The 22356-nt window shown below is 59.8% G+C and carries 22 protein-coding genes; 6 read left to right on the top strand and 16 right to left on the bottom strand.

Annotation, left to right across the window (positions count from 1 at the left end):
• Positions 1-109: 109 nt before the first annotated feature.
• The 8 genes from ruvB to M5B44_RS11250 all read right to left on the bottom strand — a co-directional run bounded on the left by ruvB (position 110) and on the right by M5B44_RS11250 (position 6672).
• Entirely contained in the window at positions 110-1171 is a 1062-nt protein-coding gene (ruvB, locus tag M5B44_RS11215; RefSeq protein ID WP_085709623.1) for a Holliday junction branch migration DNA helicase RuvB, read from the bottom strand.
• The gene (ruvA, locus tag M5B44_RS11220; protein ID WP_248739191.1) at positions 1172-1780 is read right to left on the bottom strand and encodes a Holliday junction branch migration protein RuvA; all 609 of its coding nucleotides are present in this window, start codon (positions 1778-1780) and stop codon (positions 1172-1174) included.
• Positions 1781-1894: 114 nt separating this feature from the next.
• Positions 1895-2419, bottom strand: a complete 525-nt coding sequence (ruvC, locus tag M5B44_RS11225; RefSeq protein ID WP_065258525.1) for a crossover junction endodeoxyribonuclease RuvC — start codon at positions 2417-2419, stop codon at positions 1895-1897.
• Between the two features lie 102 nt (positions 2420-2521).
• Complete coding sequence (locus tag M5B44_RS11230) at positions 2522-3268, bottom strand: YebC/PmpR family DNA-binding transcriptional regulator (RefSeq protein WP_085709622.1); 747 nt, start codon at positions 3266-3268, stop codon at positions 2522-2524.
• Between the two features lie 128 nt (positions 3269-3396).
• Entirely contained in the window at positions 3397-5172 is a 1776-nt protein-coding gene (gene aspS, locus M5B44_RS11235) for an aspartate--tRNA ligase (RefSeq protein WP_011335645.1), read from the bottom strand.
• A gap of 108 nt (positions 5173-5280) precedes the next feature.
• Positions 5281-5502 (bottom strand): FmdB family zinc ribbon protein, encoded by a 222-nt coding sequence (locus tag M5B44_RS11240; RefSeq protein ID WP_065258528.1) that lies wholly within the window; start codon positions 5500-5502, stop codon positions 5281-5283.
• Between the two features lie 113 nt (positions 5503-5615).
• Positions 5616-5960, bottom strand: coding sequence for a ribbon-helix-helix domain-containing protein (locus M5B44_RS11245; RefSeq protein ID WP_085709620.1), 345 nt, complete (start codon positions 5958-5960; stop codon positions 5616-5618).
• 241 nt (positions 5961-6201) lie between these two features.
• On the bottom strand, positions 6202-6672 hold the full coding sequence (locus M5B44_RS11250) for a Dps family protein (protein ID WP_039766007.1): 471 nt from the start codon (positions 6670-6672) through the stop codon (positions 6202-6204).
• Between the two features lie 309 nt (positions 6673-6981).
• On the opposite strand from M5B44_RS11250, the gene M5B44_RS28900 reads away from it, so the two are divergent.
• Complete coding sequence (locus M5B44_RS28900) at positions 6982-7584, top strand: cold-shock protein (protein ID WP_085709619.1); 603 nt, start codon at positions 6982-6984, stop codon at positions 7582-7584.
• A 70-nt stretch (positions 7585-7654) separates the two neighbouring features.
• Here M5B44_RS28900 and M5B44_RS11260 read toward each other — a convergent pair whose 3' ends face one another.
• Both M5B44_RS11260 and M5B44_RS11265 read right to left on the bottom strand, forming a co-directional pair.
• Positions 7655-7861 carry a SlyX family protein gene (locus M5B44_RS11260; RefSeq protein ID WP_085709618.1) on the bottom strand — a complete coding sequence of 69 codons (207 nt, stop codon included), beginning with the start codon at positions 7859-7861 and terminating at the stop codon, positions 7655-7657.
• A gap of 2 nt (positions 7862-7863) precedes the next feature.
• Positions 7864-8289, bottom strand: coding sequence for an HIT family protein (locus M5B44_RS11265; protein ID WP_114886769.1), 426 nt, complete (start codon positions 8287-8289; stop codon positions 7864-7866).
• A gap of 878 nt (positions 8290-9167) precedes the next feature.
• On the opposite strand from M5B44_RS11265, the gene M5B44_RS11270 reads away from it, so the two are divergent.
• The gene (locus M5B44_RS11270; RefSeq protein ID WP_248739192.1) at positions 9168-10523 is read left to right on the top strand and encodes an OprD family porin; all 1356 of its coding nucleotides are present in this window, start codon (positions 9168-9170) and stop codon (positions 10521-10523) included.
• 119 nt (positions 10524-10642) lie between these two features.
• Here M5B44_RS11270 and M5B44_RS11275 read toward each other — a convergent pair whose 3' ends face one another.
• Positions 10643-11482: a mechanosensitive ion channel family protein gene (locus M5B44_RS11275; protein ID WP_007951217.1), complete on the bottom strand. Its 840-nt coding sequence runs from the start codon at positions 11480-11482 to the stop codon at positions 10643-10645.
• 138 nt (positions 11483-11620) lie between these two features.
• Positions 11621-12106: a YajQ family cyclic di-GMP-binding protein gene (locus tag M5B44_RS11280; protein ID WP_007951218.1), complete on the bottom strand. Its 486-nt coding sequence runs from the start codon at positions 12104-12106 to the stop codon at positions 11621-11623.
• Between the two features lie 140 nt (positions 12107-12246).
• Between M5B44_RS11280 and M5B44_RS11285 the strand changes: the two genes are divergently transcribed.
• The 3 genes from M5B44_RS11285 to M5B44_RS11295 are packed head-to-tail and all read left to right on the top strand — an operon-like array spanning position 12247 to position 15831.
• The gene (locus tag M5B44_RS11285; protein WP_248739193.1) at positions 12247-13164 is read left to right on the top strand and encodes a putative 2-dehydropantoate 2-reductase; all 918 of its coding nucleotides are present in this window, start codon (positions 12247-12249) and stop codon (positions 13162-13164) included.
• 45 nt (positions 13165-13209) lie between these two features.
• Positions 13210-15246, top strand: coding sequence for an ATP-binding protein (locus tag M5B44_RS11290; RefSeq protein ID WP_248739194.1), 2037 nt, complete (start codon positions 13210-13212; stop codon positions 15244-15246).
• A gap of 3 nt (positions 15247-15249) precedes the next feature.
• Entirely contained in the window at positions 15250-15831 is a 582-nt protein-coding gene (locus M5B44_RS11295; protein ID WP_248739195.1) for a cob(I)yrinic acid a,c-diamide adenosyltransferase, read from the top strand.
• A gap of 38 nt (positions 15832-15869) precedes the next feature.
• On the opposite strand, the gene M5B44_RS11300 is transcribed toward M5B44_RS11295, so the two are convergent.
• The 4 genes from M5B44_RS11300 to secA all read right to left on the bottom strand — a co-directional run bounded on the left by M5B44_RS11300 (position 15870) and on the right by secA (position 21584).
• On the bottom strand, positions 15870-16814 hold the full coding sequence (locus M5B44_RS11300; RefSeq protein ID WP_248739196.1) for a Nudix family hydrolase: 945 nt from the start codon (positions 16812-16814) through the stop codon (positions 15870-15872).
• Entirely contained in the window at positions 16811-17443 is a 633-nt protein-coding gene (locus tag M5B44_RS11305) for a glutathione S-transferase family protein (RefSeq protein WP_248739197.1), read from the bottom strand. Before M5B44_RS11305 ends, M5B44_RS11300 begins: the two co-directional genes overlap by 4 nt.
• Positions 17444-17505: 62 nt before the next feature.
• Positions 17506-18723, bottom strand: a complete 1218-nt coding sequence (gene argJ / locus M5B44_RS11310) for a bifunctional glutamate N-acetyltransferase/amino-acid acetyltransferase ArgJ (RefSeq protein WP_248739198.1) — start codon at positions 18721-18723, stop codon at positions 17506-17508.
• Positions 18724-18845: 122 nt separating this feature from the next.
• Positions 18846-21584 carry a preprotein translocase subunit SecA gene (gene secA / locus M5B44_RS11315; RefSeq protein ID WP_085709609.1) on the bottom strand — a complete coding sequence of 913 codons (2739 nt, stop codon included), beginning with the start codon at positions 21582-21584 and terminating at the stop codon, positions 18846-18848.
• A gap of 307 nt (positions 21585-21891) precedes the next feature.
• Between secA and M5B44_RS11320 the strand changes: the two genes are divergently transcribed.
• Positions 21892-22347, top strand: a complete 456-nt coding sequence (locus tag M5B44_RS11320) for a DUF721 domain-containing protein (RefSeq protein ID WP_248739199.1) — start codon at positions 21892-21894, stop codon at positions 22345-22347.
• Positions 22348-22356 lie beyond the last annotated feature (9 nt).

The following is a 22356-nucleotide window of genomic DNA, read 5'->3' on the forward strand; positions in this document are numbered from 1 at the left end:
CGGGTTGCCAATCCGGCCAGGCAACTGTTTTTCATAGTTCGAAGGCTTTACCGCAAAAGTACCGTCCTGAGACAGTACAAACGCTGAATAAATCGCCAATAAATGTGTATCAATCGTCCACGGCATCGAGAAACTCGTCTGCCACGGGCATTTCGCCCATTCGTGACGGAATGTTTAAACCAAAATGCAGATACGCGTGACGGGTCACCACCCTGCCCCGCGGCGTACGCATGATGTAGCCCTGCTGAATCAGATACGGCTCCAGCACATCTTCGATGGTGTGGCGCTCTTCACTGATCGCAGCCGCCAGACTGTCGATGCCAACGGGACCGCCATCGAACTTCTCGATCATGGTCAGCAGCAATCGCCGGTCCTGATGATCGAAGCCGTGCTCATCGACATCCAGCAGATTCAGTGCCAGGTCGGCAACGGATTTAGTGATATGCCCCTTGGCCCGGACTTCGGCAAAATCCCGCACCCGGCGCAGCAGCCGATTGGCGATCCGCGGCGTGCCACGGGCACGACGGGCAATCTCGAAAGAGCCTTCCGGGTCCAGCGGCAGACCGAGGATGTTCGCCGAACGGCTGACAATCGTCGCCAGGTCTGCGGTGCTGTAGAACTCTAGACGCTGGACGATACCGAAACGGTCACGCAACGGATTGGTCAGCATCCCCGCCCGCGTCGTCGCCCCAACGAGGGTGAACGGCGGCAGATCGAGTTTGATCGAACGCGCCGCCGGCCCTTCACCAATCATGATGTCGAGCTGGAAATCTTCCATCGCCGGGTACAGCACTTCTTCGACGATTGGCGACAGACGATGGATTTCATCGATGAACAACACATCGTGGGGTTCAAGGTTGGTCAACAACGCGGCTAGATCCCCCGGCCGCTCGAGCACCGGGCCTGACGTGCTCTTGATCGACACGCCCATTTCCTGGGCAATGATGTTGGCCAGGGTGGTCTTGCCCAGCCCCGGCGGGCCGAAGATCAGGGTGTGGTCGAGGGATTCGCTACGGCCGCGGGCGGCCTGGATAAACAGTTCCATCTGCTCGCGAACGGTCGGCTGGCCAATGTATTCGGCCAGACTGACGGGACGTATCGCCCGATCCTGGACTTCTTCGCGCTCACGCGGACTGTGCGTGGCGGCGATCAGACGATCAGCTTCAATCACTTAAATCATTCCCTTCAGGGCGCGTCGGATCATGTCTTCACTGCTCAAGCCTTTCTCCTTGATCGCGGAAACCGCCTTGCTCGCTTCCTGTGGCTTGTAGCCCAGGGAAATCAGCGCGCTGACCGCGTCGTTCTCGGCGGTATTGACCGGTGCCGGGCCGTCCGGCTGGTTCGGTACCAGCGCAAACATGGCCGGCGAGGTTTCCCAGGCCTTGAAGCGGTCCTTGAGTTCGACCAGCAGACGCTCGGCGGTTTTCTTGCCCACACCCGGCACTTTGGTCAGCGCCGAAGTGTCCTGGGACTGCACGCAACGGATCAGCTCATCGACTTCCAGACTCGACATCAAGGCCAGGGCCAGTTTCGGGCCCACACCATTGAGACGGATCAACTCGCGAAAAAAGTCTCGCTCACGCTTGCCAGCGAAGCCATAGAGTAACTGCGCGTCTTCGCGTACGACCAAATGGGTGTGCAAGGTCAGCGGTTCACCGACCGACGGCAGGCGATACAGGGTGGTCATGGGCACTTCCAGCTCATACCCGAGGCCGTTTACATCCAGAATCAGGTGCGGCGGCTGTTTTTCAGCGAGGGTGCCGCGCAAGCGTCCAATCACGTTTCAGATCCTTGAGCGTTGGCCAGCCGTGGGCTGGCGACAAAACGGAATACGGATTCGGGCCGACGACCCAGGCACAAAATCCGTATACCGGAAAATTGATTGCTGATGCTATCAGAGACGCAGGCGCCCGCCACGACTGCGTGCGGTTCCCAGACCGTGAGGCAACAGACTGGATCGGGTGTGCGCATGGCAAATGGCAATGGCCAGGGCGTCAGAGGCATCGATTTGTGGCTTGCTGGTAAGTTTGAGCATGTGCATGACCATCATCTGCACCTGCTCCTTATTCGCGGCGCCGGTGCCGACCACGGCCTGCTTGACCTGGGTTGCCGTGTACTCGGCGATTTCCAGGCTCTCTTCGGCACCCGCAACGATCGCGGCCCCTCGGGCTTGCCCGAGCTTCAGCGCCGAATCGGCGTTTTTCGCCATGAACACCTTTTCGATGCCCATGGTCACCGGACCGTAGGTCTGAATGATTTCCCGCACGCCGCGATAGACGATCTGCAGACGCTCATGCAACTCGCCGGCGCCGGTACGAATGCAGCCGGAAGCCACGTAGACACAACCACGCCCGGTATCGCGTACCACGCCATATCCGGTGATGCGCGAACCGGGGTCGATACCAAGAATTAAAGTCATAAGCCTGCTGGTTTCGAAAAAACACAAAAACAAATGTGGGAGATTCCATGTTCGAGAGGAACCCTCAAACATGAAATCTCCCACATTGAAGCCTAGCCGTTATCAGCCGAGCTGAGCCGCCACGTCTTCCGGAATGTCCGCATTGGAGTAAACGTTCTGCACGTCATCCAGATCCTCGAGCATGTCGATCAGCTTGAGCACCTTCTCCGCACCTTCCAGATCCAGTTCGGCGCTGGTGGTCGGCTGCATGACGATTTCCGCGTCATCACCCTTGAAACCGGCCGCTTCCAGCGCGTTTCGCACGGCGTAGAAACTGGTGAACGAGGTGAACACGTCGATCGAGCCATCTTCATGAGTGACCACGTCATCGGCGTCGGCTTCCAGCGCCGCTTCGGTCAGCGCATCTTCGTCGACACCAGGCGCGAAGCTGATCTGGCCCTTGCGTTCGAACAGGTAGGCCACCGAACCGTCGGTACCGAGGTTGCCGCCACACTTGCTGAACGCATGGCGCACGGCCGCGGCGGTACGGTTGCGGTTGTCGGTCATGCACTCGACCATCACCGCCACGCCACCCGGGCCGTAACCTTCGTAGGTCAGTTCTTCAACGTTGTCGGCCTCGGTCGCGCCGGCGCCACGGGCCACCGCACGATCGATGATGTCGCGACTCATGTTGGCGCCCAGCGCCTTGTCCAGGGCCAGACGCAGACGCGGGTTGGAACCCGGATCGCCGCCGCCCTGACGGGCCGCAACGGTCAGTTCACGGATCCACTTGGTGAAGATCTTGCCTCGTTTGGCATCCTGACGTTCTTTGCGGTGCTTGATGTTCGCCCACTTGGAATGACCTGCCATATCTCGCTCCGAATTCTCTTTGAAACGTTGCCCGCCGCGCACCTCGCACAGCCAGCAAACAAAAAATCTCGACCTGCTCTTTATAGAAAGAAAAAAGGCGCATCCGAAGATGCGCCTTCAGGCCCGTCTTACTCAGCCTTTGGTGTTTCGCGCAAACGAATGTGCAATTCGCGCAGTGCCTTGGCATCCACGACACCCGGCGCCTGCGTCATAACGTCGGCAGCACTCTGGGTTTTCGGGAAGGCGATCACTTCACGGATCGACTGGGCGCCGGTCATCAGCATCACCAGACGGTCCAGACCGAAGGCCAGACCACCGTGCGGCGGTGCACCGTACTTCAGCGCATCGAGCAGGAAGCCGAACTTCTCTTCCTGTTCCGCTTCGTTGATACCCAGCAGGCGGAATACCGCTTGCTGCATCTCCTTGCGGTGGATACGGATCGAACCGCCACCCAGCTCGGTGCCGTTTAGGACCATGTCATAGGCACGGGACAGCGCGCCAGCCGGGTTGGCTTCGAGCTCTTCCGGGCTGCACTTCGGCGCGGTGAACGGGTGGTGCAGGGCGGAGAAGCTGCCGTCGTCGTTCTCTTCGAACATCGGGAAGTCGACGACCCACATCGGAGCCCACTCACAGGTCAGCAGCTTCAGGTCGTGACCGAGCTTGATACGCAGCGCGCCCAGGGCTTCGCTGACGATCTTGGCCTTGTCGGCGCCGAAGAACACGATATCGCCGTCGACAGCACCGACGCGATCGAGGATCACGTTCAGGTTGGCTTCCGGGATGTTTTTCACGATCGGCGACTGCAGACCTTCAACACCGGCAGCACGCTCGTTGACCTTGATGTACGCCAGACCCTTGGCACCGTAGATGCCGACGAACTTGGTGTAGTCGTCGATCTGCTTGCGCGGCATGCTCGCCCCGCCTGGAACGCGCAGTGCGGCGATACGGCACTTCGGATCGTTGGCCGGGCCGCTGAACACCTTGAAATCAACTTCTTTCAGTTGATCGGCAACGTCCACCAGCTCCAGCGGGTTACGCAGGTCCGGCTTGTCGGAACCGTAACGGCGCATGGCCTCTTCGAACGTCATGTGCGGGAATTCGCCGAATTCCAGATCCAGCACTTCCTTGAACAGGTTGCGGATCATGCCTTCGGTCAGGCCCATGATGTCTTTTTCGTCGAGGAAGCTGGTCTCGATGTCGATCTGAGTGAACTCAGGCTGACGGTCGGCACGCAGGTCTTCGTCGCGGAAGCACTTGGCGATCTGGTAGTAACGGTCGAAGCCGGCGACCATCAGCAGTTGCTTGAACAGCTGAGGCGATTGCGGCAGTGCGAAGAACGAACCGGCGTGAGTACGGCTCGGCACGAGGTAGTCACGCGCGCCTTCCGGAGTAGCGCGGGTCAGGATCGGCGTTTCCACGTCAAGGAAGCCGTTCTCGTCGAGGTAGCGACGGATGCTGGTGGTCATGCGCGAACGCAGGCGCAGCTTCTCGGCCATTTCCGGACGACGCAGGTCGAGGAAACGATAGCGCAGACGGGTTTCTTCACCGACGTCGGAGAACTCGTTCAGCGGGAACGGCGGGGTTTCCGACTCGTTCAACACTTCCAGTTCGTAGCCCAGGACTTCGATCATGCCCGACGCCATGTTGGCGTTGGTGGCACCGGCCGGACGCAGACGCACCTTGCCGGTGATCTTCACGACGTATTCGCTGCGCACGCGATCGGCGGCGGCGAAGCTCTCGGCGCGATCCGGATCGAAGACCACCTGGGCCAGACCGTCACGATCACGGATATCGAGGAAAATCACCCCGCCGTGGTCGCGGCGACGGTGAACCCATCCGCAAAGGGTAATTTCCTGGCCTTCCAGGCTTTCGTTCAGTTGGCCGCAATAATGGCTGCGCATCATGGTAGTGGTTTCGCTTCTCGTAATTCGAAATTCGGTGGAGATCCGCCGCACTCAAGCTCTGTGCGACCGGTGGATGCTCGCGCGTGTCGTAAGACCCGGGACTGAACCCTAGTCAGATTTGTCGCCACCGGCCAGATTCTTCTTCGCGCCGGTCTTGAAATCGGTTTCGTACCAACCGCTGCCGCTGAGGCGAAAGCCTGGCATGGACAGCTGTTTCCTGAGCTCTGGTGCCTGACAGGCAGGGCAATCGACCAGCGGTGCATCACTGATCTTTTGAATGGCTTCCAACTGATGACCACAGGAAGCACATTGGTAATCGTACATCGGCATGGAGTTGTCTCGGCGATCAGATTGCCAGCTCCCGCAGGGCGGTGTGGCGAAAGAGCGGGATTATATCCATTAAATGCGGCCTGTGCAGCCGGAAGACTGCACGGGCCGCCCGGTCACTGGCAACCCCCGATGGTTACCGGGGCATCCCGCAGGCCGTGCACGACGCACACCACCCGCACCAGACCGCTGAAGTTCTTCACGCCACCGTGACGCAGGTGCACCTCGCGATCGACACGGGACAGCAAGGTGCCGACCGAACAGCAATTATCCTCGGCCATTCGGCCCAGAATATTCCAGTAGACCTGTTCCAGCCGCATGCAGGTCGCAAACCCGTTCAAACGCACCGACCGGGCCAATGGCCGGATCAATGCCATGTCGAACTCCTCAAGAAACGGTGCCACGGCCCTGTCCTGCCGCGAGCCGATGACGATTCCACTTCGCCTGTCTCCAACTTCCATATCATTGACACTCCTTTGCCATCTCTGCTTGTTGCCAAGGCAACATCCTGTGACCTCATTAAAAGCGCAGGGACAAAGGCATGGCCAGACGACTTTTTGACCGTCCTCGTAGGATAAGCCAACAGAAAAGGGAGGATCATGGACCAGCGAAGTGCTTTCCTCGCATCCTACAAACGCGAGTGTTTTTTCCTCGCCAGGACGGGCGCACGGCCGACAATTCGTGGCCGTGCGCCACGGGCGATCAAGCTTCGAGCAGCGCCCTGAGCATCCACGCGGTTTTCTCGTGGACTTGCATGCGCTGAGTCAGAAGATCAGCCGTCGGCTCGTCACTGACCTTATCCAGCAACGGGAAAATCCCCCGCGCCGTGCGAGTAACCGCCTCCTGGCCTTCGACCAGTTGTTTGATCATGTCTTCGGCACTGGGTACGCCCACCTCTTCCTTAATAGAGGAAAGACGCGCGTAAGTCGCATAGGCGCCCGGCGCAGGGAAACCCAGGGCGCGGATGCGTTCGGCGATCGAATCCACGGCCAGTGCCAGCTCGTTGTACTGCTCCTCGAACATCAGGTGCAGGGTCCGGAACATCGGTCCGGTGACGTTCCAGTGGAAGTTGTGGGTCTTCAAATAGAGCACGTAGGTGTCCGACAGCAGACGCGACAGCCCTTCGACGATGGATTTGCGGTCTTCTTCACTGATACCGATATCGATTGCCATGCTTACCCCCTAACGGCGATTGAATTCATCCAGCAGGTGTCGGTTCACTGTAGCAAGGCCTCCCTTCCATGGCAGCCCCCGTATCGACCCGATAGAGGCGACAAATCGCCCCACGCGTTGCCGCTGGCCGGCGTGATTTGAGTAGCTGTGGGCTTTGCTGTTAAATAGGCAGTGTGTCGCTACGCCCTGTTTTCCGGGCGTTGCGCATAGGCTGATGCCGGGCACGTGTCCAACGCCTCTTATTGTTTCGAAGCGAACCGTGCGCCTTCAGCTCTTCCTTGTGAGCCGTCATAACGTGAGTCAATAAAAATGTTGAAAATCGTCCACCTGCTAATGGGCGCAGCGGCGTTGCTGCTGTCGTTCATACCCAGCTTGAAATCCGAAGCCGTTCCTTACCTGCAACAACCCGATGCACTTTACCTGGCCTTTTTCGGCCTGCTGAACCTGGTCATTGCCCCGGTGATCCCTTACTGGAACAAAGGCCCGCGCCAGCATCTGCAAAATCTGGTCAGCGCACTGCTGGTGCTGACCGTCGTCCTGCAAACCCTGACCCTGATCGCGCCGATGCCTGTCATCGCCGGCCAGCCAGCCGTGCTGTTCAGCCTGGTGATCGCTCTGGTCGCCGTGATCCTGCACCTGGCCGTCAGCTTCTACAAATCCTCACCGGCCGCCGCCGCGCAAAGCTACGACATGAGCAACCGCGATACCGGCACCGTCAAGTGGTTCAACACCTCCAAGGGCTTCGGCTTTATCTCCCGGGACTCCGGCGATGATATTTTCGTGCACTTTCGCGCCATCCGTGGCGAAGGCCACCGCGTCCTGGTCGAAGGCCAGCGCGTGGAGTTCTCGGTCATGAACCGTGACAAAGGCCTGCAAGCCGAAGACGTGATCGCCGCCCTGCCGCGTCGCTGATCCAGAACGAAAAAACCGCGAACAGCCTGGCTGCTCGCGGTTTTTTATTGCCCCTACGAAATACGCAAACTCAGTAGTGCGGCGGCGGTGCGTCTTCCTCAAAGGACCCGAACTGGCCGACCATTTCCTCCTGGCGCTTGAGCAGCGCGGCCATCTGCAATTGCAGACGCTCCACGACTCGCTGCTGCTCCACCAGCACATCATTCAACGCCTGAATGGTGTCGTCCTGAAATGCCAGACGGCTTTCCAGATCGGTAACGCGTTGTTCCAGGCTCATGATCAGCCCTCCAGAAACTTGAAATCTTCGTCCAGCACCAGGCGCAGGCGCTCGCGGATCGCGGCCACCTGTTCGGCGCTGTAAGGCTTGGCTGGGTGCTTGCCCCAGACCGGCGCCGGCCACGCGGCGTCATCACGCTTGCGCACGATCACATGCATGTGCAGCTGGCTGACGACGTTACCCAGTGTGGCAACGTTCATCTTGTCGGCATCGAACGAGTCCTTGAGCACCTCCGCCAGAGCGGTGGTTTCCTGCCACAGACGCTGCTGATCCGCGACATCCAATTGAAACAACTCGCTGATATCGTCGCGACGAGGCACCAGGATGAACCACGGGTAGTTGGCGTCGTTGGACAGCAGCAACCGGCAAAGCGGGAAGTCGCCGATGGTCAGCGTGTCCTGTTGAAGTCGTGAATCTAAAGCAAACACTGGGTGCACTCCCGGCTGATCGACAATATTCAGCTTAGTGGACCTGCCCGGTGGAAGGCGCACTAAACGACAGGACGGCAGCATACCTTCGAATGCCCTGCCCTTCACGATGAAGCGGCGCCCCGTCATGGAACATTTCTGGCGATCGCGCACCAGCACGAAACCCGCCGTGCCAGACAGCACGCCGAAATGACCGTGACTCACTACCGCGTTCAGGGTCATGACAGGGCTCAAGTGTTTGAATTCAGTACAGCCGGGAAAATTATTTGCACCAAAACCGTACAGTGGGTCTACGCTCAATGGCTCGGGCATCCGCCAAATACTCACTGACAGGGTGAACCGGTAACGTTTTTGGTTGTCATGCGCAAAATCGGGCCTGGCAACACCAAGCGAGGAAGCGCGTCAACCCTGATCAAAATGGAGCGCGCGAGCCCGCATTTACAAGGTTTTTACAGCCACAAGCGGGGCCAGGGAAAAATAACCGCATCAATTTTGCGGTTTGTGCACGCTTGTTGCATTCGTACTCATATGGGCTATGAGCCCGCCACGGGAAGTGGTGGTTCAAACCCCGAAAAAAACAGTGGCAGGGTTGCCCGATGGAGATTCAAGTGTTTTGCCAGGGACTCTTTTTTACCGATGCAGAAAGGCCCAGAAACAGCGATAAAGTTGTCAGCCCGACTGCATGGGTACTGTGAATTTGCGACATCGACCAAGTCATTTGCGACAGCGTCGTAAAGAACATGAAAGGTTGTATGTGCAAGTATCGCCAACATTGTCGGCGTGATATAAGTTTGCGCCGACACAAAAAGAAAGAGCCGCCCAGATAATAAAACAGGTGGGACGGCAGTACTCTTCTAAAACCAAAGGAGCAAATCACGATGCGCGTGATGAAGTGGAGCATGATCGCACTGGCAGTTGCAGCAGCAGCCAGTACTCAAGTGGCTACGGCCGCACCGTTTGTTAGTGACCAGGCAGAAGCCAAAGGCTTTGTTGAAGACGCCAAACTGACCGAAACGTTGAAGAACTACTACTTCAACCGTGACAACAAGAACGGCGGCCGCGACCAGAAAGACTGGACCCAGGGCTTCCTCGGCAACTTCAGCTCCGGTTACACCCAGGGTACTGTCGGTGTAGGTGTTGATGCATTCGGTTACCTGGCCATCAAACTGGACGGCGGTGACGGTACTTCCGGTTCCGGCAACATGAGCCGTAGCGATACCGTCAACCCGGACGGTTCCCGTGACGTCAACAACAGCCAGGGCAAAGCCGGCGCTGCAATCAAGTTCCGCGTTTCCAAGACCGAGCTGAAAATCGGTGACCAGCAGCCAAGCACTGCTCCAGTGTTCGCTGTCGGCGGTTCCCGTATCCTTCCTCAAACTGCCAGCGGCTTCCAGCTGCAGAGCAGCGAAGTCAAAGACCTTGACCTCGAAGCCGGTCACTTCTACTCGGCTACCAGCCAGGACAAGAACGCCCGTGACGGCGAGCTGTGGGCAACCTACGCCAACGTCAAGGCTGACTCGATCGACTACTTCGGCGGCAAATACGGCATCACCGACAACCTGTCGGCTTCCCTGTACGGCGCCAAGCTGGAAGACATCTGGAACCAGTACTACGCCAACGTGAACCTCACTACCCCATTCGGTGGTGACACTTCGCTGAACACTGACTTCAACATTTACCGCACCACCGACACCGGCAGCGCCAAAGCTGGCGAGATCAGCAACACTGCGTTCTCCCTGGCAACCGCCTTGTCGTTCCTGAAGGCACACACCTTCACCCTGGCCTTCCAGAAGGTCAATGGCGACACTCCGTTCGACTACATCGGTGTCGGCGGCCACGGTCCTTCGAACCGCGGTGGCGACTCGATCTTCCTCGCCAACTCCATCCAGTACTCTGACTTCAACGGTCCAGGCGAGAAATCCCTGCAAGCCCGTTACGACCTGAAAATGGCCGAGTATGGCGTTCCTGGCCTGAGCTTCATGGTTCGTTACGTCAAAGGTTGGGACATCGACGGTACCCACACTCCAGCGGGCAGCTCTTACACCGGTGCTTACGGTGAAGACGGCAAACACCACGAAACCAACTTTGAAGCCAAATACGTGGTTCAAAGCGGTCCGGCAAAAGACCTGTCCTTCCGTATTCGTCAAGCGTGGCACGTTGCTAACGCTGATGAAGGCGAAGGCGACGTTAAAGAGTTCCGTCTGATCACCGAGTACCCACTGAACATTTTGTAATCGTCAGTGGTTAGTTTGGTAGCATAAAAAAGGCCCATCTTCGGATGGGCCTTTTTGTTATCTGTCACTTGTAATAAATGCCTGACCAACAAGTCAGGCAATTAATTAGCAACCTATCATTACACTGCCGATTCCTGAACCACACGAATCACTCGTTGTGGAAACGGAATATCAATGCCGGCAGTCTTTAAACGATCACGGGATTGTTCGTTAAACATGAACATCACATCCCAATAGTCTGCAGTTTTAACCCAGACCCGCAGGGAAACAGTAATCGAACTATCGCCCAAGGTGGAAATGACAGCCTGAGGCGCCGGATCCTGCAGAACGCGATCATCCTTGGCCAGGTCCAGCAGCACTTGACGAGCCTTTTGCAGATCAGCTTCGTAATCGACACCTACATCGAACACAACCTTGCGGGTTGGCTGACGGTTGGTGTTAGTAATGATGCCATTCGACAGGTTGCCGTTCGGCACGATGATGGTCTTGTTGTCGCCGGTACGCAGTACGGTGTGGAAAATCTGGATGCTGTCGACAGTACCTGCCACGCCCTGCGCTTCGATCCAGTCACCGATGCGGAACGGACGGAACAGCAAAATCAGCACGCCGCCGGCGAAGTTCGCCAGGCTGCCCTGCAACGCCAGGCCGATGGCCAGGCCGGCCGCACCGATCGCCGCGACGAACGAAGTGGTCTCGACGCCGATCATCGACGCCACGCTGACGATCAACAGCACCTTGAGAATGATGTTGGCCAGGCTGCTGATAAAACCCTGCAGCGCCAGGTCGGCATTGCGCAGAGCCAGAAGACCGCCCAGTTTTTGCGTGACCTTGTTGATCAGCCACCAGCCGATCGCCAGGGTAATCACCGCCAGCAGCACACGGCTGCCGTATTCCATGATCATCGGAATCCACGCCTGGGACGCCTTGACCAGGTTGTCTACCTCAGCATTCAAATCCATCTTTTATCTCCTGATTGCCGGCTTCCCGGGCTGAAAAAATCAGCGGCAGAACGACCGGGCCTGCGGGGGCTCAATCGTTTCTGCCGCTGCTTGGCCCTCGGACGCTGAAAACGCCGAGAGGTTCCCGACTCGGATGGCTCAGTCGCGGAAGTTGTTGAATTGCAGTGGCATGCCGAATTCCTTGGCACGCAGGGCAGCGATGGCTTCCTGCAGATCGTCACGCTTCTTGCCGGTGACACGTACCTGCTCGCCCTGAATGGCAGCCTGCACCTTGAGTTTGGCTTCCTTGATGTGGCCGACGATCTTCTTCGCCAGCTCCTTGTCGATGCCTTCCTTCAGAACGGCGTCCTGCTTCATCAGCTTGCCCGAGGCGAAGGAGTCTTTGACCTCGAGGCACTGCACGTCGATCTTGCGCTTGACCAGGGCCAGCTTGAGGATCTCGATCATCGCTTCCAGCTGGAAATCGGCTTCAGCGGTCAGGTGGACGGTCAGGTCCTTTTCCTTGAATTCGAAGCTGCCCTTGCCTTTCAGGTCATAACGACGATCGAGTTCCTTCACGGCGTTCTCGACCGCGTTGGTGAGTTCGTGTTTGTCCAGTTCGGATACCACGTCGAACGACGGCATGTAATCTCTCCAATAAAAAGGCGCGCTCGTTCAGGACGCGGCGCGCTTGGCTTGCGGTTAAAATCGGGCTCATTATAACGGGTCTTTTCCCACCGACACGGCGAGCCTTGCATGCCTGTACCTTACCGAGTGAAAAACTGATGTCCACCCCCTGGCACATCCTCGGCGCCGGAAGTCTCGGCACCCTCTGGGCCACGCGTCTGGCCCGGGCCGGATTGCCGGTCCGGTTGATCCTGCGCGACATCGACCGCTTGCATGACTATGCGACGGCGGGCGGCCTGACCCTGGTGGAACAAGGCGTGGCCAGCAGCTATGCCATCCCCGGCGAAACGCCGGACAGTCCCGGACCGATCCGGCGCCTGCTGGTGGCGTGCAAGGCCTACGATGCCGAAAGCGCCGTGGCCGGCGTCGCTCATCGTCTGGCACCGGACGCAGAACTGATTCTTCTGCAGAACGGCCTCGGCAGTCAGGAAGCGGTTGCTGCGCAAGTCCCGCAGGCCCGCTGCATCAGCGCCTCCAGCACCGAAGGGGCGTTTCGCGACGGCGACTGGCGCGTGGTCTTTGCCGGCCACGGTTACACTTGGCTCGGCGATGCCGGTCTTCCCGTGGCACCGTTCTGGCTGGATGATCTTGAAGCGGCAAAGATTCCTCATGAATGGAGCGCGGACATCCTCACACGACTGTGGCGAAAACTGGCGCTCAACTGTGCGATCAATCCCCTGACGGTGTTGCACGACTGCCGTAACGGCGGTTTGCAGGACCATCATTGTGAAGTCGCCACCCTGTGCGCCGAATTGACCGAGTTGCTGGAGCGTTGCGGCCAGCCTGCAGCGGCAGACAACCTGCAACAGGAAGTCGAACGGGTGATTTCGGCCACCGCCGCCAATTTCTCCTCCATGTATCAGGACGTGGCCAGCAAGCGCCGCACCGAAATCAGCTATCTGTTGGGCCATGCCTGCAAGGTTGCTCAGCGGCACCAGCTCAACCTGCCGCATCTGCAACAATTGCAGCAACGGCTGACAGCCCATCTGCACAGTCTCGGATTGCCCGTGGACTGAGCAGCGGCTACGCTGCCCACTTGTTCCTTTGTTGCGATAAGCCCGATGCCATTGCGCCAGCGCCTCGAAAACCTGCCGGTCGGCCAGAAACTGCTGGCCGCCCTGCTGGTGCTGTTGACCACCGTGTTACTGGTCGCCAACCTGACTTTCATCAGCGCGGCCTATTACATTTCCCAGGAAAGCATGGCGCCCCAGGCGCTGCAGACCATTGGCCGACTGGTCGCGAACCCGAGCCTGATCGCCGAAGCGCTGCAATCTCCGCAAAGCGCCGAACGCCTGCTCAAGGAGCTCGACAGCTACTCGCCGCTGCGGGCGGCCGCCCTGTATGACGGCAAGGGCGACCGTATTGCGCAGGTACAGCGCGGCGACAAACTCAATCTGCCGGAACGCTACCGGCATATCGAAGCCTGGCAGCTCACCGAGTTTCGCAGCAATCAATTGATCACCCTGCCCCGCCCCGGCACGGCGCCGGGTCATCTGCTGCTGGTGGCCAGCAGCGAACTGCCGATGGCGTTCTACACCGGCACCCTGACGGCGAGTCTGGGAATCCTGATTTTCAGCGTCTTGCTGTGGCTGGTGATTGCCCGGCAGATCAAGCGCCTGATCACCCGCCCCATCCACGAACTCGAAGAACTGTCCCGCCAGGTCACCCGCGAGGAGAACTACGCCCTGCGCGCCTCGCGCGGCAACCACGACGAAATCGGCAGTCTGGCCGAGGCCTTCAACACCATGCTTTCACGCATCGAGGCCCGGGAGCAGCAGCTCAAGCGCGCCCGCGATGACTCGCAAGCCGCCTACGATCAGGCCCAGGGGCTGGCCGAAGAAACCCGCCATACCAACCGCAAACTGGAGCTGGAAGTCCAGGTGCGCAGCAAGATCGAGAAGAAACTCACAGGCTTCCAGAACTACCTCAACAGCATCATCGACTCCATGCCCTCGGCGCTGATCGCCCTCGATGAGCAGCTCTACGTCACGCAATGGAATCAGGAAGCCAGTGCCCTCTCCGGCACCCGGCTGGACGAAGCACTGAATCAGCCGATCTTCCTCGCGTTCGAACCGCTCAAGCCGTTCCTGCCGCAGCTCAAGCAGACCGTCGAACAACACACCGTGGCGAAAATCGAGCGAGTGACCTGGTTCAAGGACGACGAACCCAAGCATTACGCCCTGACCTTCTACCCGCTGATGGGCGGTGCCGGACGCGGCGTAGTGATCCGGATCGACGACATCACCCAGCGCCTGTCACTGGAAGACATGATGGTGCAGTCGGAAAAAATGCTCTCGGTCGGCGGCCTCGCGGCCGGCATGGCCCACGAGATCAACAACCCGCTGGGCGCGATCCTGCACAACGTACAGAACATTCGCCGGCGCCTGTCGCCCGACCTGCCGAAGAACCTCGAACAGGCCGAACAACTGGGCATCGAACTGGAAACCGTGAACCGCTACCTGCAAGGCCGGGAAGTCCCGCAACTCCTTGACGGCATTCAGCAGGCCGGGGCCCGGGCGGCAAAAATCGTCACCCACATGCTCAGTTTCAGCCGTCGCAGCACACGCCAGATGGCGCCGTGCGACCTGCCGGCGCTGATCGATCAAGCGGTGGATATCGCCGGCAACGACTTCGACCTGGCCATCGGCTTCGACTTCAAGGGTCAGGCGATCATCCGTCAGTTCGACCCGGCGCTGGGACCGGTTCCTGGCACCGCCAACGAGCTGGAACAGGTGCTGCTCAACCTGCTGAAAAACGCTGCGCAGGCGATCCACCTGCGCGAAGACGACAGCGAGCCGGGACGAATCATCCTGCGCACCAGACTCAATCCGCCATGGGCCGAGATTCAGGTCGAAGACAACGGCATCGGGATGAGCGAGAACGTGCGCAAACGCACCTTCGAGCCGTTCTTCACCACCAAGGAAATCGGCCAGGGCACGGGGCTCGGGCTCTCGGTGTCGTACTTCATCATCACCAACAATCACAAAGGGCAGATGGAAGTGCAGTCGGCACCGGGGCAAGGCACCTGCTTCACCCTGCGCCTGCCGCTGGCGCAACCGGCACCCATTGCCGCCGAAACCAATCAACTACCGAGGTAACCCATGGGCTTTCGCTTGTCGAAGATTTACACCCGCACCGGCGACAAAGGCGAAACCGGCCTCGGCGATGGCCGCCGCGTCCCCAAGGACCATCCGCGCATCGAGGCCATTGGCGAGGTCGACACATTGAACAGTCAGGTCGGCGTGCTGCTGGCCGGGTTGATCGCCGAACGCGAAAACTGCCCCGGACTCAATGAATTGATCGACGTGTTGGCGCCCTGTCAGCACCGCTTGTTCGATCTCGGTGGCGAACTGGCGATGCCGGAATATCAGGCGTTGAACACGGCGGAGATCGAACGGCTGGAAGCGGCCATCGATGTCTGGAACGAGGAATTGGGGCCGCTGGAGAATTTCATTCTGCCTGGTGGTTCGATGCTGATTGCCCAGGCGCATGTTTGCCGCAGCCTGGCGCGCAGTGCCGAGCGGCGCTGTCAGCATTTGAATGCGTTGGAGCCGTTGGCCGGGGTTGGCCTGGCGTATATCAATCGCTTGTCGGATTTGTTGTTTGTAGCGGCGAGGCTGATTGCGCGGCGTCAGGGCATTGCAGAAATCCTGTGGCAACCGGCGGCGAAACCCGAAAACTGATCACTCCCACGCCAGGCGCGGGAGTGTTCAGATGCCATTCAGGCCTCAGGCCAGAACGCCCGAATCCCCGCCACACCCTGAGCCCCGGCATTCCACGCCTTCTCGCGCTCGGCCGGGCCGACGCCACCCAACAGGAACACCGGTTTGCTGAAGCCTTCGATCAGTGTCGAAGCCTGCTCCCAGCCCAACGGCTGCGCATCCGGGTGAGTCAGGGTCGGCTGCACCGGCGACAGGGTGACGAAATCCACGCCCATCTGCTCGGCCAGCGCCAGTTCTTCAGCATTGTGGCAGGACGCCGCCAGCCAACGCTCCGCCGGTAGCGGACGCCCCGCTACCGCGTACTTGCGCAGTTGCGCCGAGGTGATGTGCCAACCGGCGGACGGGAAATCCCCCAGCCACTCGAACGGGCCCTTGATCATCAACTGCGCCTTGCCGGCACACAGTCCGACCGCGTCCACCGCCAGATCGCGGTATTTCGGGTCATAACCGTTGGGCGCACGCAGCTGGATCAGCTTGATGCCCCCGGCAATTGCCTTCTGGATGCCGCGCAACAGGGCCGGGGCTTCCAGGTCTTCCGGGGTGATCAGGTATTCAGCAGGCAGTCGCGCCGCCGCCACGATCGGCTGGTTGGCCGCCGGGAACTCGTAATTCGCCAGCTCCTTCGCCGACACCCAGGCCAACGGTTGGCCTTCGGCGCCGTGAGGTTCGCCGGTGAAGCTCGAGACTTCCCAGACATCCAGCAACACCTGCTTGTCCGGGTAATCGTGGCGCACCTTGATCAGCGGGCGGGCGGCGCCGACGACAATGCCCAGTTCTTCGTGCAGCTCGCGGGCCAGCGCGGTCTGCACCGACTCGTCGGCTTCGACCTTGCCACCGGGAAATTCCCAGAGGCCGCCCTGATGCTGAGTGTCAGCCCGGCGGGCGATCAGGATTTTGCCGCTGTCGTCACGAATGACGGCAGCAGCGACATGTACACGTTTCACGACTGCAATTCCTCCAGTCCAGCCTCTTGCCAAGCCTTGAAGGCCGGCCATTGGTAGACGGTTTCAACATAGGCTTCATCTTCGGTCGGCAGCTTCACCTGATAGGTGCGCAGGCGCACGGCAATCGGTGCGAAGAACGCATCGGCCAGTGACACGCGACCAAACAGGAACGGCCCGGCCTCCGTCGCCGCCGCACGGCATTCGGCCCACAGCGCCAGCATACGCTCGACATCGACCTTCACCTCTGGCGGCACCGGATTGAGCGGTGCGTCGTGGCTCAGGTTGAACGGCATGTGATTGCGCATCGCGAAGAAACCACTGTGCATCTGCGCGCAGGCAGAGCGCGCCTGAGCACGAGCAGCGATATCGGTCGGCCAGAGCTGCTCGGAAGGAAACTGTTCGGCCAGGTATTCGGCAATCGCCAGGGAGTCGGCGATGGTACCCCGTGCGGTGGTCAGCAGCGGCACCTTGCCGGTGGGCGAATGCTTGAGCAGCCGCTCGCGGGTGTCGGGCTTGCCGAGCTTGATCAGTTCTTCGGTGTAGGGTGCGCCGGTCAGTTCAAGCGCCAGCGCCGCGCGCAGGGACCAGGAGGAAAGCAGTTTGTCGCCGATGATCAGGTGAAGGCTCATGTTCGGGTCCTTTCATGGGACAGAAGAAAAGGAGGTCCGCAGACCTCCCTCTTCGGCAGGGATCAGGTGCGGTATTCGGCGTTGATCTTCACGTACTCGTGGGACAGGTCGGTGGTCCAGATGGTTTCGCTGCAATCGCCGCGACCCAGCTCGATATGGATGGTGATTTCTTCCTGCTGCATCACCGCCGAACCCTGGGCTTCGGTGTAGCTCGCGGCGCGGGCGCCACGGCTGGCGATGCACACTTCGCCAAGGAACACGTCGATCTTGCTCACGTCCAGATCCGGCACACCGGCACGACCGACAGCGGCGAGGATGCGGCCCCAGTTCGGGTCGGAGGCGAACAGCGCAGTCTTGATCAGCGGCGAGTGGGCCACGGTGTAACCGACGTCCAGGCATTCCTGGTGATTGCCGCCGCCATTGACTTCAACAGTCACGAACTTGGTCGCGCCTTCGCCGTCACGCACGATGGCCTGGGCCACGTCCATGCACACTTCGAACACGGCCTGTTTCAGCTTGGCGAACAGCTCGCCTTCGGCACGGGTGATTTCCGGCAGCGCAGCCTTGCCGGTGGCGATCAGCATGCAGCAGTCGTTGGTCGAGGTGTCGCCGTCGATGGTGATGCGGTTGAACGACTTGTTGGCGCCATCCAGCATCAGGTTGTGCAGCACGTCGCGGGAGACTTTGGCGTCGGTAGCGATATAGCCGAGCATGGTTGCCATGTTCGGACGGATCATGCCCGCGCCCTTGCTGATGCCGGTGACGGTGATGGTCACGCCGTCATGCTGGAACTGGCGGCTCGCACCTTTTGGCAAGGTGTCGGTGGTCATGATGCCGGTGGCGGCGGCTTCCCAGTTGTTTTCCGACAAGTCGTCCAGCGCGGCCTGCAAGGCGCCTTCGATCTTCTCGACCGGCAGCGGCTCGCCGATCACGCCGGTGGAGTACGGCAGGATCTGGCTGGCATCGACGCCAGTCAGTTCTGCCAGCTTCGCGGTGGTGCGCTCGGCGGCGGCCAGGCCCGGCTCACCGGTGCCGGCGTTGGCATTGCCGGTGTTGGTCAGCAGGTAGCGCACAGCATTCTGCACGCGCTTCTTGGCCAGGATCACCGGCGCTGCACAGAAAGCGTTCAACGTGAACACGCCCGCCACGGTCGAACCTTCGGCGCAACGCATCACAACGACATCCTTGCGCCCAGGGCGCTTGATGCCGGCCGAAGCGATACCGAGTTCAAAACCGGCAACCGGGTGCAACGTTGGCAAAGGACCAAGACCAACAGCCATGAATGCGCTCCTTACTCAATGATGTCAGCACCGCCAAGCGTAGTGGCGGTGGTGTAAATGGCAAAACGCCGCGACGGCTGGTGCCGGTCGCGGCGCGGGTATTTCAGCGATTGAAACGGGTTTTACTGGATCTGCCCGTGGCAATGCTTGAATTTCTTGCCCGAACCGCAGTAGCACAGTTCGTTGCGGCCCAGCTTCTGCTCGTTGCGAACCGGTGCGGTGGCCAGGGCCACATCGACCTCTTCACCGACCAGTGCTTCCGGCTGCTCCAGACCCGGGGCTTCGGCGTGTTCGAACTGCATGCGAGCGGCCAGTGCCTCGGCTTCCTGACGCAGACGCGCCTCTTCCTCGGCCGGATCTTCGCGGCGAACCTGAACGTGCGACAGTACACGGATCGAGTCGCGCTTGATCGAATCCAGCAGCTCGGAGAACAGCGTGAAGGACTCGCGCTTGTATTCCTGCTTCGGGTTCTTCTGCGCATAACCACGCAGGTGGATGCCGTGACGCAGGTGATCCATGGTCGACAGGTGGTCTTTCCACAGGTCGTCCAGCACGCGCAGCACGATTTGTTTCTCGAAGGAGCGCAGTGCGTCGGCACCGGCCTGGTCTTCTTTCTCGTTGTACGCGGCGATCAGCTCGTTCATCAGCTTCTCGCGCAGGGTTTCTTCGTACAGGTGATCGTCTTCGTCGAGCCATTGCTGGATCGGCAGCTTCACGCCGAAGTCGCTGGCAATCGCGGCTTCCAGACCGGCCACGTCCCACTGCTCAGGCAGCGATTGTGGCGGAATGTGCGCGCTGACGGTGGCGTTCAGGACGTCCTGACGGAAATCAGCGATGGTTTCACCGATGTTGTCTGCGGCCAGCAACGTGTTGCGCATGTGATAGATCACTTTACGCTGCTCGTTGTTGACGTCGTCGAACTCCAGCAGTTGTTTACGGATGTCGAAGTTGCGACCTTCAACCTTGCGCTGGGCCTTTTCGATGGCGTTGGTCACCATGCGGTGCTCGATCGCTTCGCCAGGCTGCATGCCCAGGGCCTTCATGAAGTTCTTCACCCGGTCGGAGGCGAAGATGCGCATCAGGCTGTCTTCCAGCGACAGGTAGAAGCGGCTGGAACCGGCGTCGCCCTGACGGCCGGCACGGCCACGCAGCTGGTTGTCGATACGACGGGATTCGTGACGCTCGGACGCGATTACCTGCAGACCGCCGGACTCCAGCACCTGCTGGTGACGCTTCTGCCAGTCGGCCTTGATCTGCGCGATCTGCTCAGGGGTCGGGTTTTCCAGCGACGCGACTTCAACTTCCCAGTTGCCGCCCAACAGGATGTCGGTACCACGACCGGCCATGTTGGTGGCGATGGTCAGGGCGCCCGGACGACCGGCCTGTGCAATGATTTCAGCTTCTTTTTCGTGGAACTTGGCGTTCAGAACCTTGTGTTCGATGCCTTCCTTCACGAGCAATGCGGACATGTGCTCGGAAGTTTCGATGGTCGCAGTACCCACCAGCACCGGACGGCCGGCAGCCATGCTTTCCTTGATGTCGTTGACGATCGCCGCGTATTTCTCTTCGGCGGTCAGGAACACCAGGTCGTTGTAATCTTTACGGGCCAACGGCTTGTTGGTCGGGATCACGATGACCGGCAGGTTGTAGATCTGATGGAATTCGAACGCTTCGGTGTCTGCAGTACCGGTCATGCCGGACAGTTTTTCGTACAGACGGAAGTAGTTCTGGAACGTGGTCGATGCCAGGGTCTGGCTTTCGGCCTGGATGTTCAGGTTTTCCTTGGCTTCGATGGCCTGGTGCAGGCCTTCGGACAGTCGACGGCCCGGCATGGTACGACCGGTGTGTTCGTCGACCAGTACGACCTGACCGTCCTGCACGATGTATTCGACATTGCGGTTGAACAATTTGTGCGCACGCAGGCCGGCGTAGACGTGCGTCAGCAGGCTCAGGTTGTGCGCCGAGTACAGGCTCTCGCCCTCGGCCAGCAGACCGATGCTGGTCAACTGGTCTTCGATGAACTGGTGACCGGCTTCGTTGAGTTCGACCTGACGGGTCTTCTCGTCGACGGTGAAGTGACCTTCCTGGGTGACTTCGCCTTCGACTTCTTCAACGTGCAGCTTGAGTTTCGGGATCAGCTTGTTGATCTCGATGTACAGCTTGGAGCTGTCCTCGGCCTGACCGGAAATGATCAGCGGAGTACGTGCTTCGTCGATGAGGATGGAGTCGACTTCGTCGATCACGGCAAAGTTGAGTTCGCGCTGGAATTTCTCTTCCATGCTGAACGCCATGTTGTCGCGCAGGTAGTCGAAGCCGAATTCGTTGTTGGTGCCGTAAGTGATGTCGGCGGCGTAGGCGGCGCGCTTCTCTTCCGGCGGCTGGAACGGCGTCACGATGCCGACGGTCAGGCCGAGGAATTCATACAGCGGACGCATCCAGTTGGCGTCACGGCGGGCCAGGTAGTCGTTCACGGTCACAACGTGCACGCCCTTGCCGGACAGTGCGTTGAGGTAAACGCCCAGGGTACCCACCAGGGTCTTGCCTTCACCGGTACGCATTTCGGCGATCCGGCCTTCATGCAGCGTCATGCCGCCGATCAGCTGGACGTCGAAGTGGCGCATGCCCATGACGCGCTTGCCGGCTTCGCGGGCGACCGCAAAGGCTTCCGGCAACAGCTTGTCGAGGGTCTCCCCCTTGGCAATGCGGTCCTTGAACTCTGCGGTCTTGGCGCGCAGTTGATCGTCCGAGAGGGCGACCATCTTCTCTTCGAAGGCATTGACGAGCTGCACCGTCTTGAGCATGCGTTTGACTTCACGCTCGTTCTTGCTTCCAAAAAGTTTCTTTAACAAAGGCGCAAACATATCGGCAGGATCTTCCACACTAAAGGGATGGAGGGCGGCCCCGTGAGTCGCCCGTGCAGCCCTCATGGCCGCATGCGAACGAGCATTCTACCCGGAAACGGTGGTGAGGAAAGTGGCGATATTCCACGATGCTGGCACTGCGCTTTGACGGGGCTCACTTAAAATAGGGGCGTTTTGCTCAACTTCAAGCCGTTGGTGGCAGAAGTTAGTCGTTGATTTAATGGGCAAAGCAGGGACAAAAGCAATGGGCGAGTGAAATGGGGCCCATCTGCTACCATGGCGCCTTTGCAACTTCAGGTGTTGGATCATGGCATTTCGCCCTCTTACAGCCAGAGCGCCCGCCGTTCTGCTACGCGAAGCCAGGCCGTTGAAAGCCATCCTCGGCCATGCTCAACGCCTGGCCCATCTGCAGCGCCTGCTCGACAGCCAGCTGCAACCCGCCGCCCGCGAGCACTGCCATGTAGCCAAGTGGCGCGAAGGCGAACTGTCGCTGGTGGTCACTGATGGTCATTGGGCCACTCGCCTGCGCTATCAGCAAAAACGCCTGCTGCGGCAATTGCAGATGTTCGACGAGTTCACCGGCCTGACGCGGATCAAGTTCTCGGTGCGACCACCTGTCACCCCGCCAAGAGCAGCGGGGCACACGATGGATCTGTCGACGGATGCCGCAGCGACCATTCAGTCCACCGCCGACGGGATCAGCGATCCAAGCCTGCGGGCGGCGCTGGAGCGTCTGGCAGCGCACGCCAAGGCCAAATCCTGACCCTGGCTC

Origin of the sequence: Pseudomonas sp. MWU12-2029 (assembly GCF_023242425.1) — a bacterium.
Classification (GTDB): Bacteria; Pseudomonadota; Gammaproteobacteria; order Pseudomonadales; family Pseudomonadaceae; genus Aquipseudomonas; species Aquipseudomonas kribbensis.

Excerpts from the sequence above, each read along its gene's own strand:
- M5B44_RS11280 (WP_007951218.1), bottom strand. The coding sequence starts at position 12,106 with ATGCCGTCGTTCGACGTGGTATCCGAACTGGACAAACACGAACTCACC.
- M5B44_RS11320 (WP_248739199.1), top strand. The coding sequence starts at position 21,892 with ATGGCATTTCGCCCTCTTACAGCCAGAGCGCCCGCCGTTCTGCTACGC.
- M5B44_RS28900 (WP_085709619.1), top strand. The coding sequence starts at position 6,982 with ATGTTGAAAATCGTCCACCTGCTAATGGGCGCAGCGGCGTTGCTGCTG.
- aspS (WP_011335645.1), bottom strand. The coding sequence starts at position 5,172 with ATGATGCGCAGCCATTATTGCGGCCAACTGAACGAAAGCCTGGAAGGC.
- M5B44_RS11240 (WP_065258528.1), bottom strand. The coding sequence starts at position 5,502 with ATGCCGATGTACGATTACCAATGTGCTTCCTGTGGTCATCAGTTGGAA.
- M5B44_RS11245 (WP_085709620.1), bottom strand. The coding sequence starts at position 5,960 with ATGGAAGTTGGAGACAGGCGAAGTGGAATCGTCATCGGCTCGCGGCAG.
- M5B44_RS11290 (WP_248739194.1), top strand. The coding sequence starts at position 13,210 with ATGCCATTGCGCCAGCGCCTCGAAAACCTGCCGGTCGGCCAGAAACTG.
- M5B44_RS11275 (WP_007951217.1), bottom strand. The coding sequence starts at position 11,482 with ATGGATTTGAATGCTGAGGTAGACAACCTGGTCAAGGCGTCCCAGGCG.
- argJ (WP_248739198.1), bottom strand. The coding sequence starts at position 18,723 with ATGGCTGTTGGTCTTGGTCCTTTGCCAACGTTGCACCCGGTTGCCGGT.
- secA (WP_085709609.1), bottom strand. The coding sequence starts at position 21,584 with ATGTTTGCGCCTTTGTTAAAGAAACTTTTTGGAAGCAAGAACGAGCGT.
- M5B44_RS11250 (WP_039766007.1), bottom strand. The coding sequence starts at position 6,672 with ATGGCAATCGATATCGGTATCAGTGAAGAAGACCGCAAATCCATCGTC.
- M5B44_RS11295 (WP_248739195.1), top strand. The coding sequence starts at position 15,250 with ATGGGCTTTCGCTTGTCGAAGATTTACACCCGCACCGGCGACAAAGGC.
- M5B44_RS11285 (WP_248739193.1), top strand. The coding sequence starts at position 12,247 with ATGTCCACCCCCTGGCACATCCTCGGCGCCGGAAGTCTCGGCACCCTC.
- M5B44_RS11230 (WP_085709622.1), bottom strand. The coding sequence starts at position 3,268 with ATGGCAGGTCATTCCAAGTGGGCGAACATCAAGCACCGCAAAGAACGT.
- M5B44_RS11260 (WP_085709618.1), bottom strand. The coding sequence starts at position 7,861 with ATGAGCCTGGAACAACGCGTTACCGATCTGGAAAGCCGTCTGGCATTT.
- M5B44_RS11305 (WP_248739197.1), bottom strand. The coding sequence starts at position 17,443 with ATGAGCCTTCACCTGATCATCGGCGACAAACTGCTTTCCTCCTGGTCC.
- M5B44_RS11270 (WP_248739192.1), top strand. The coding sequence starts at position 9,168 with ATGCGCGTGATGAAGTGGAGCATGATCGCACTGGCAGTTGCAGCAGCA.
- ruvC (WP_065258525.1), bottom strand. The coding sequence starts at position 2,419 with ATGACTTTAATTCTTGGTATCGACCCCGGTTCGCGCATCACCGGATAT.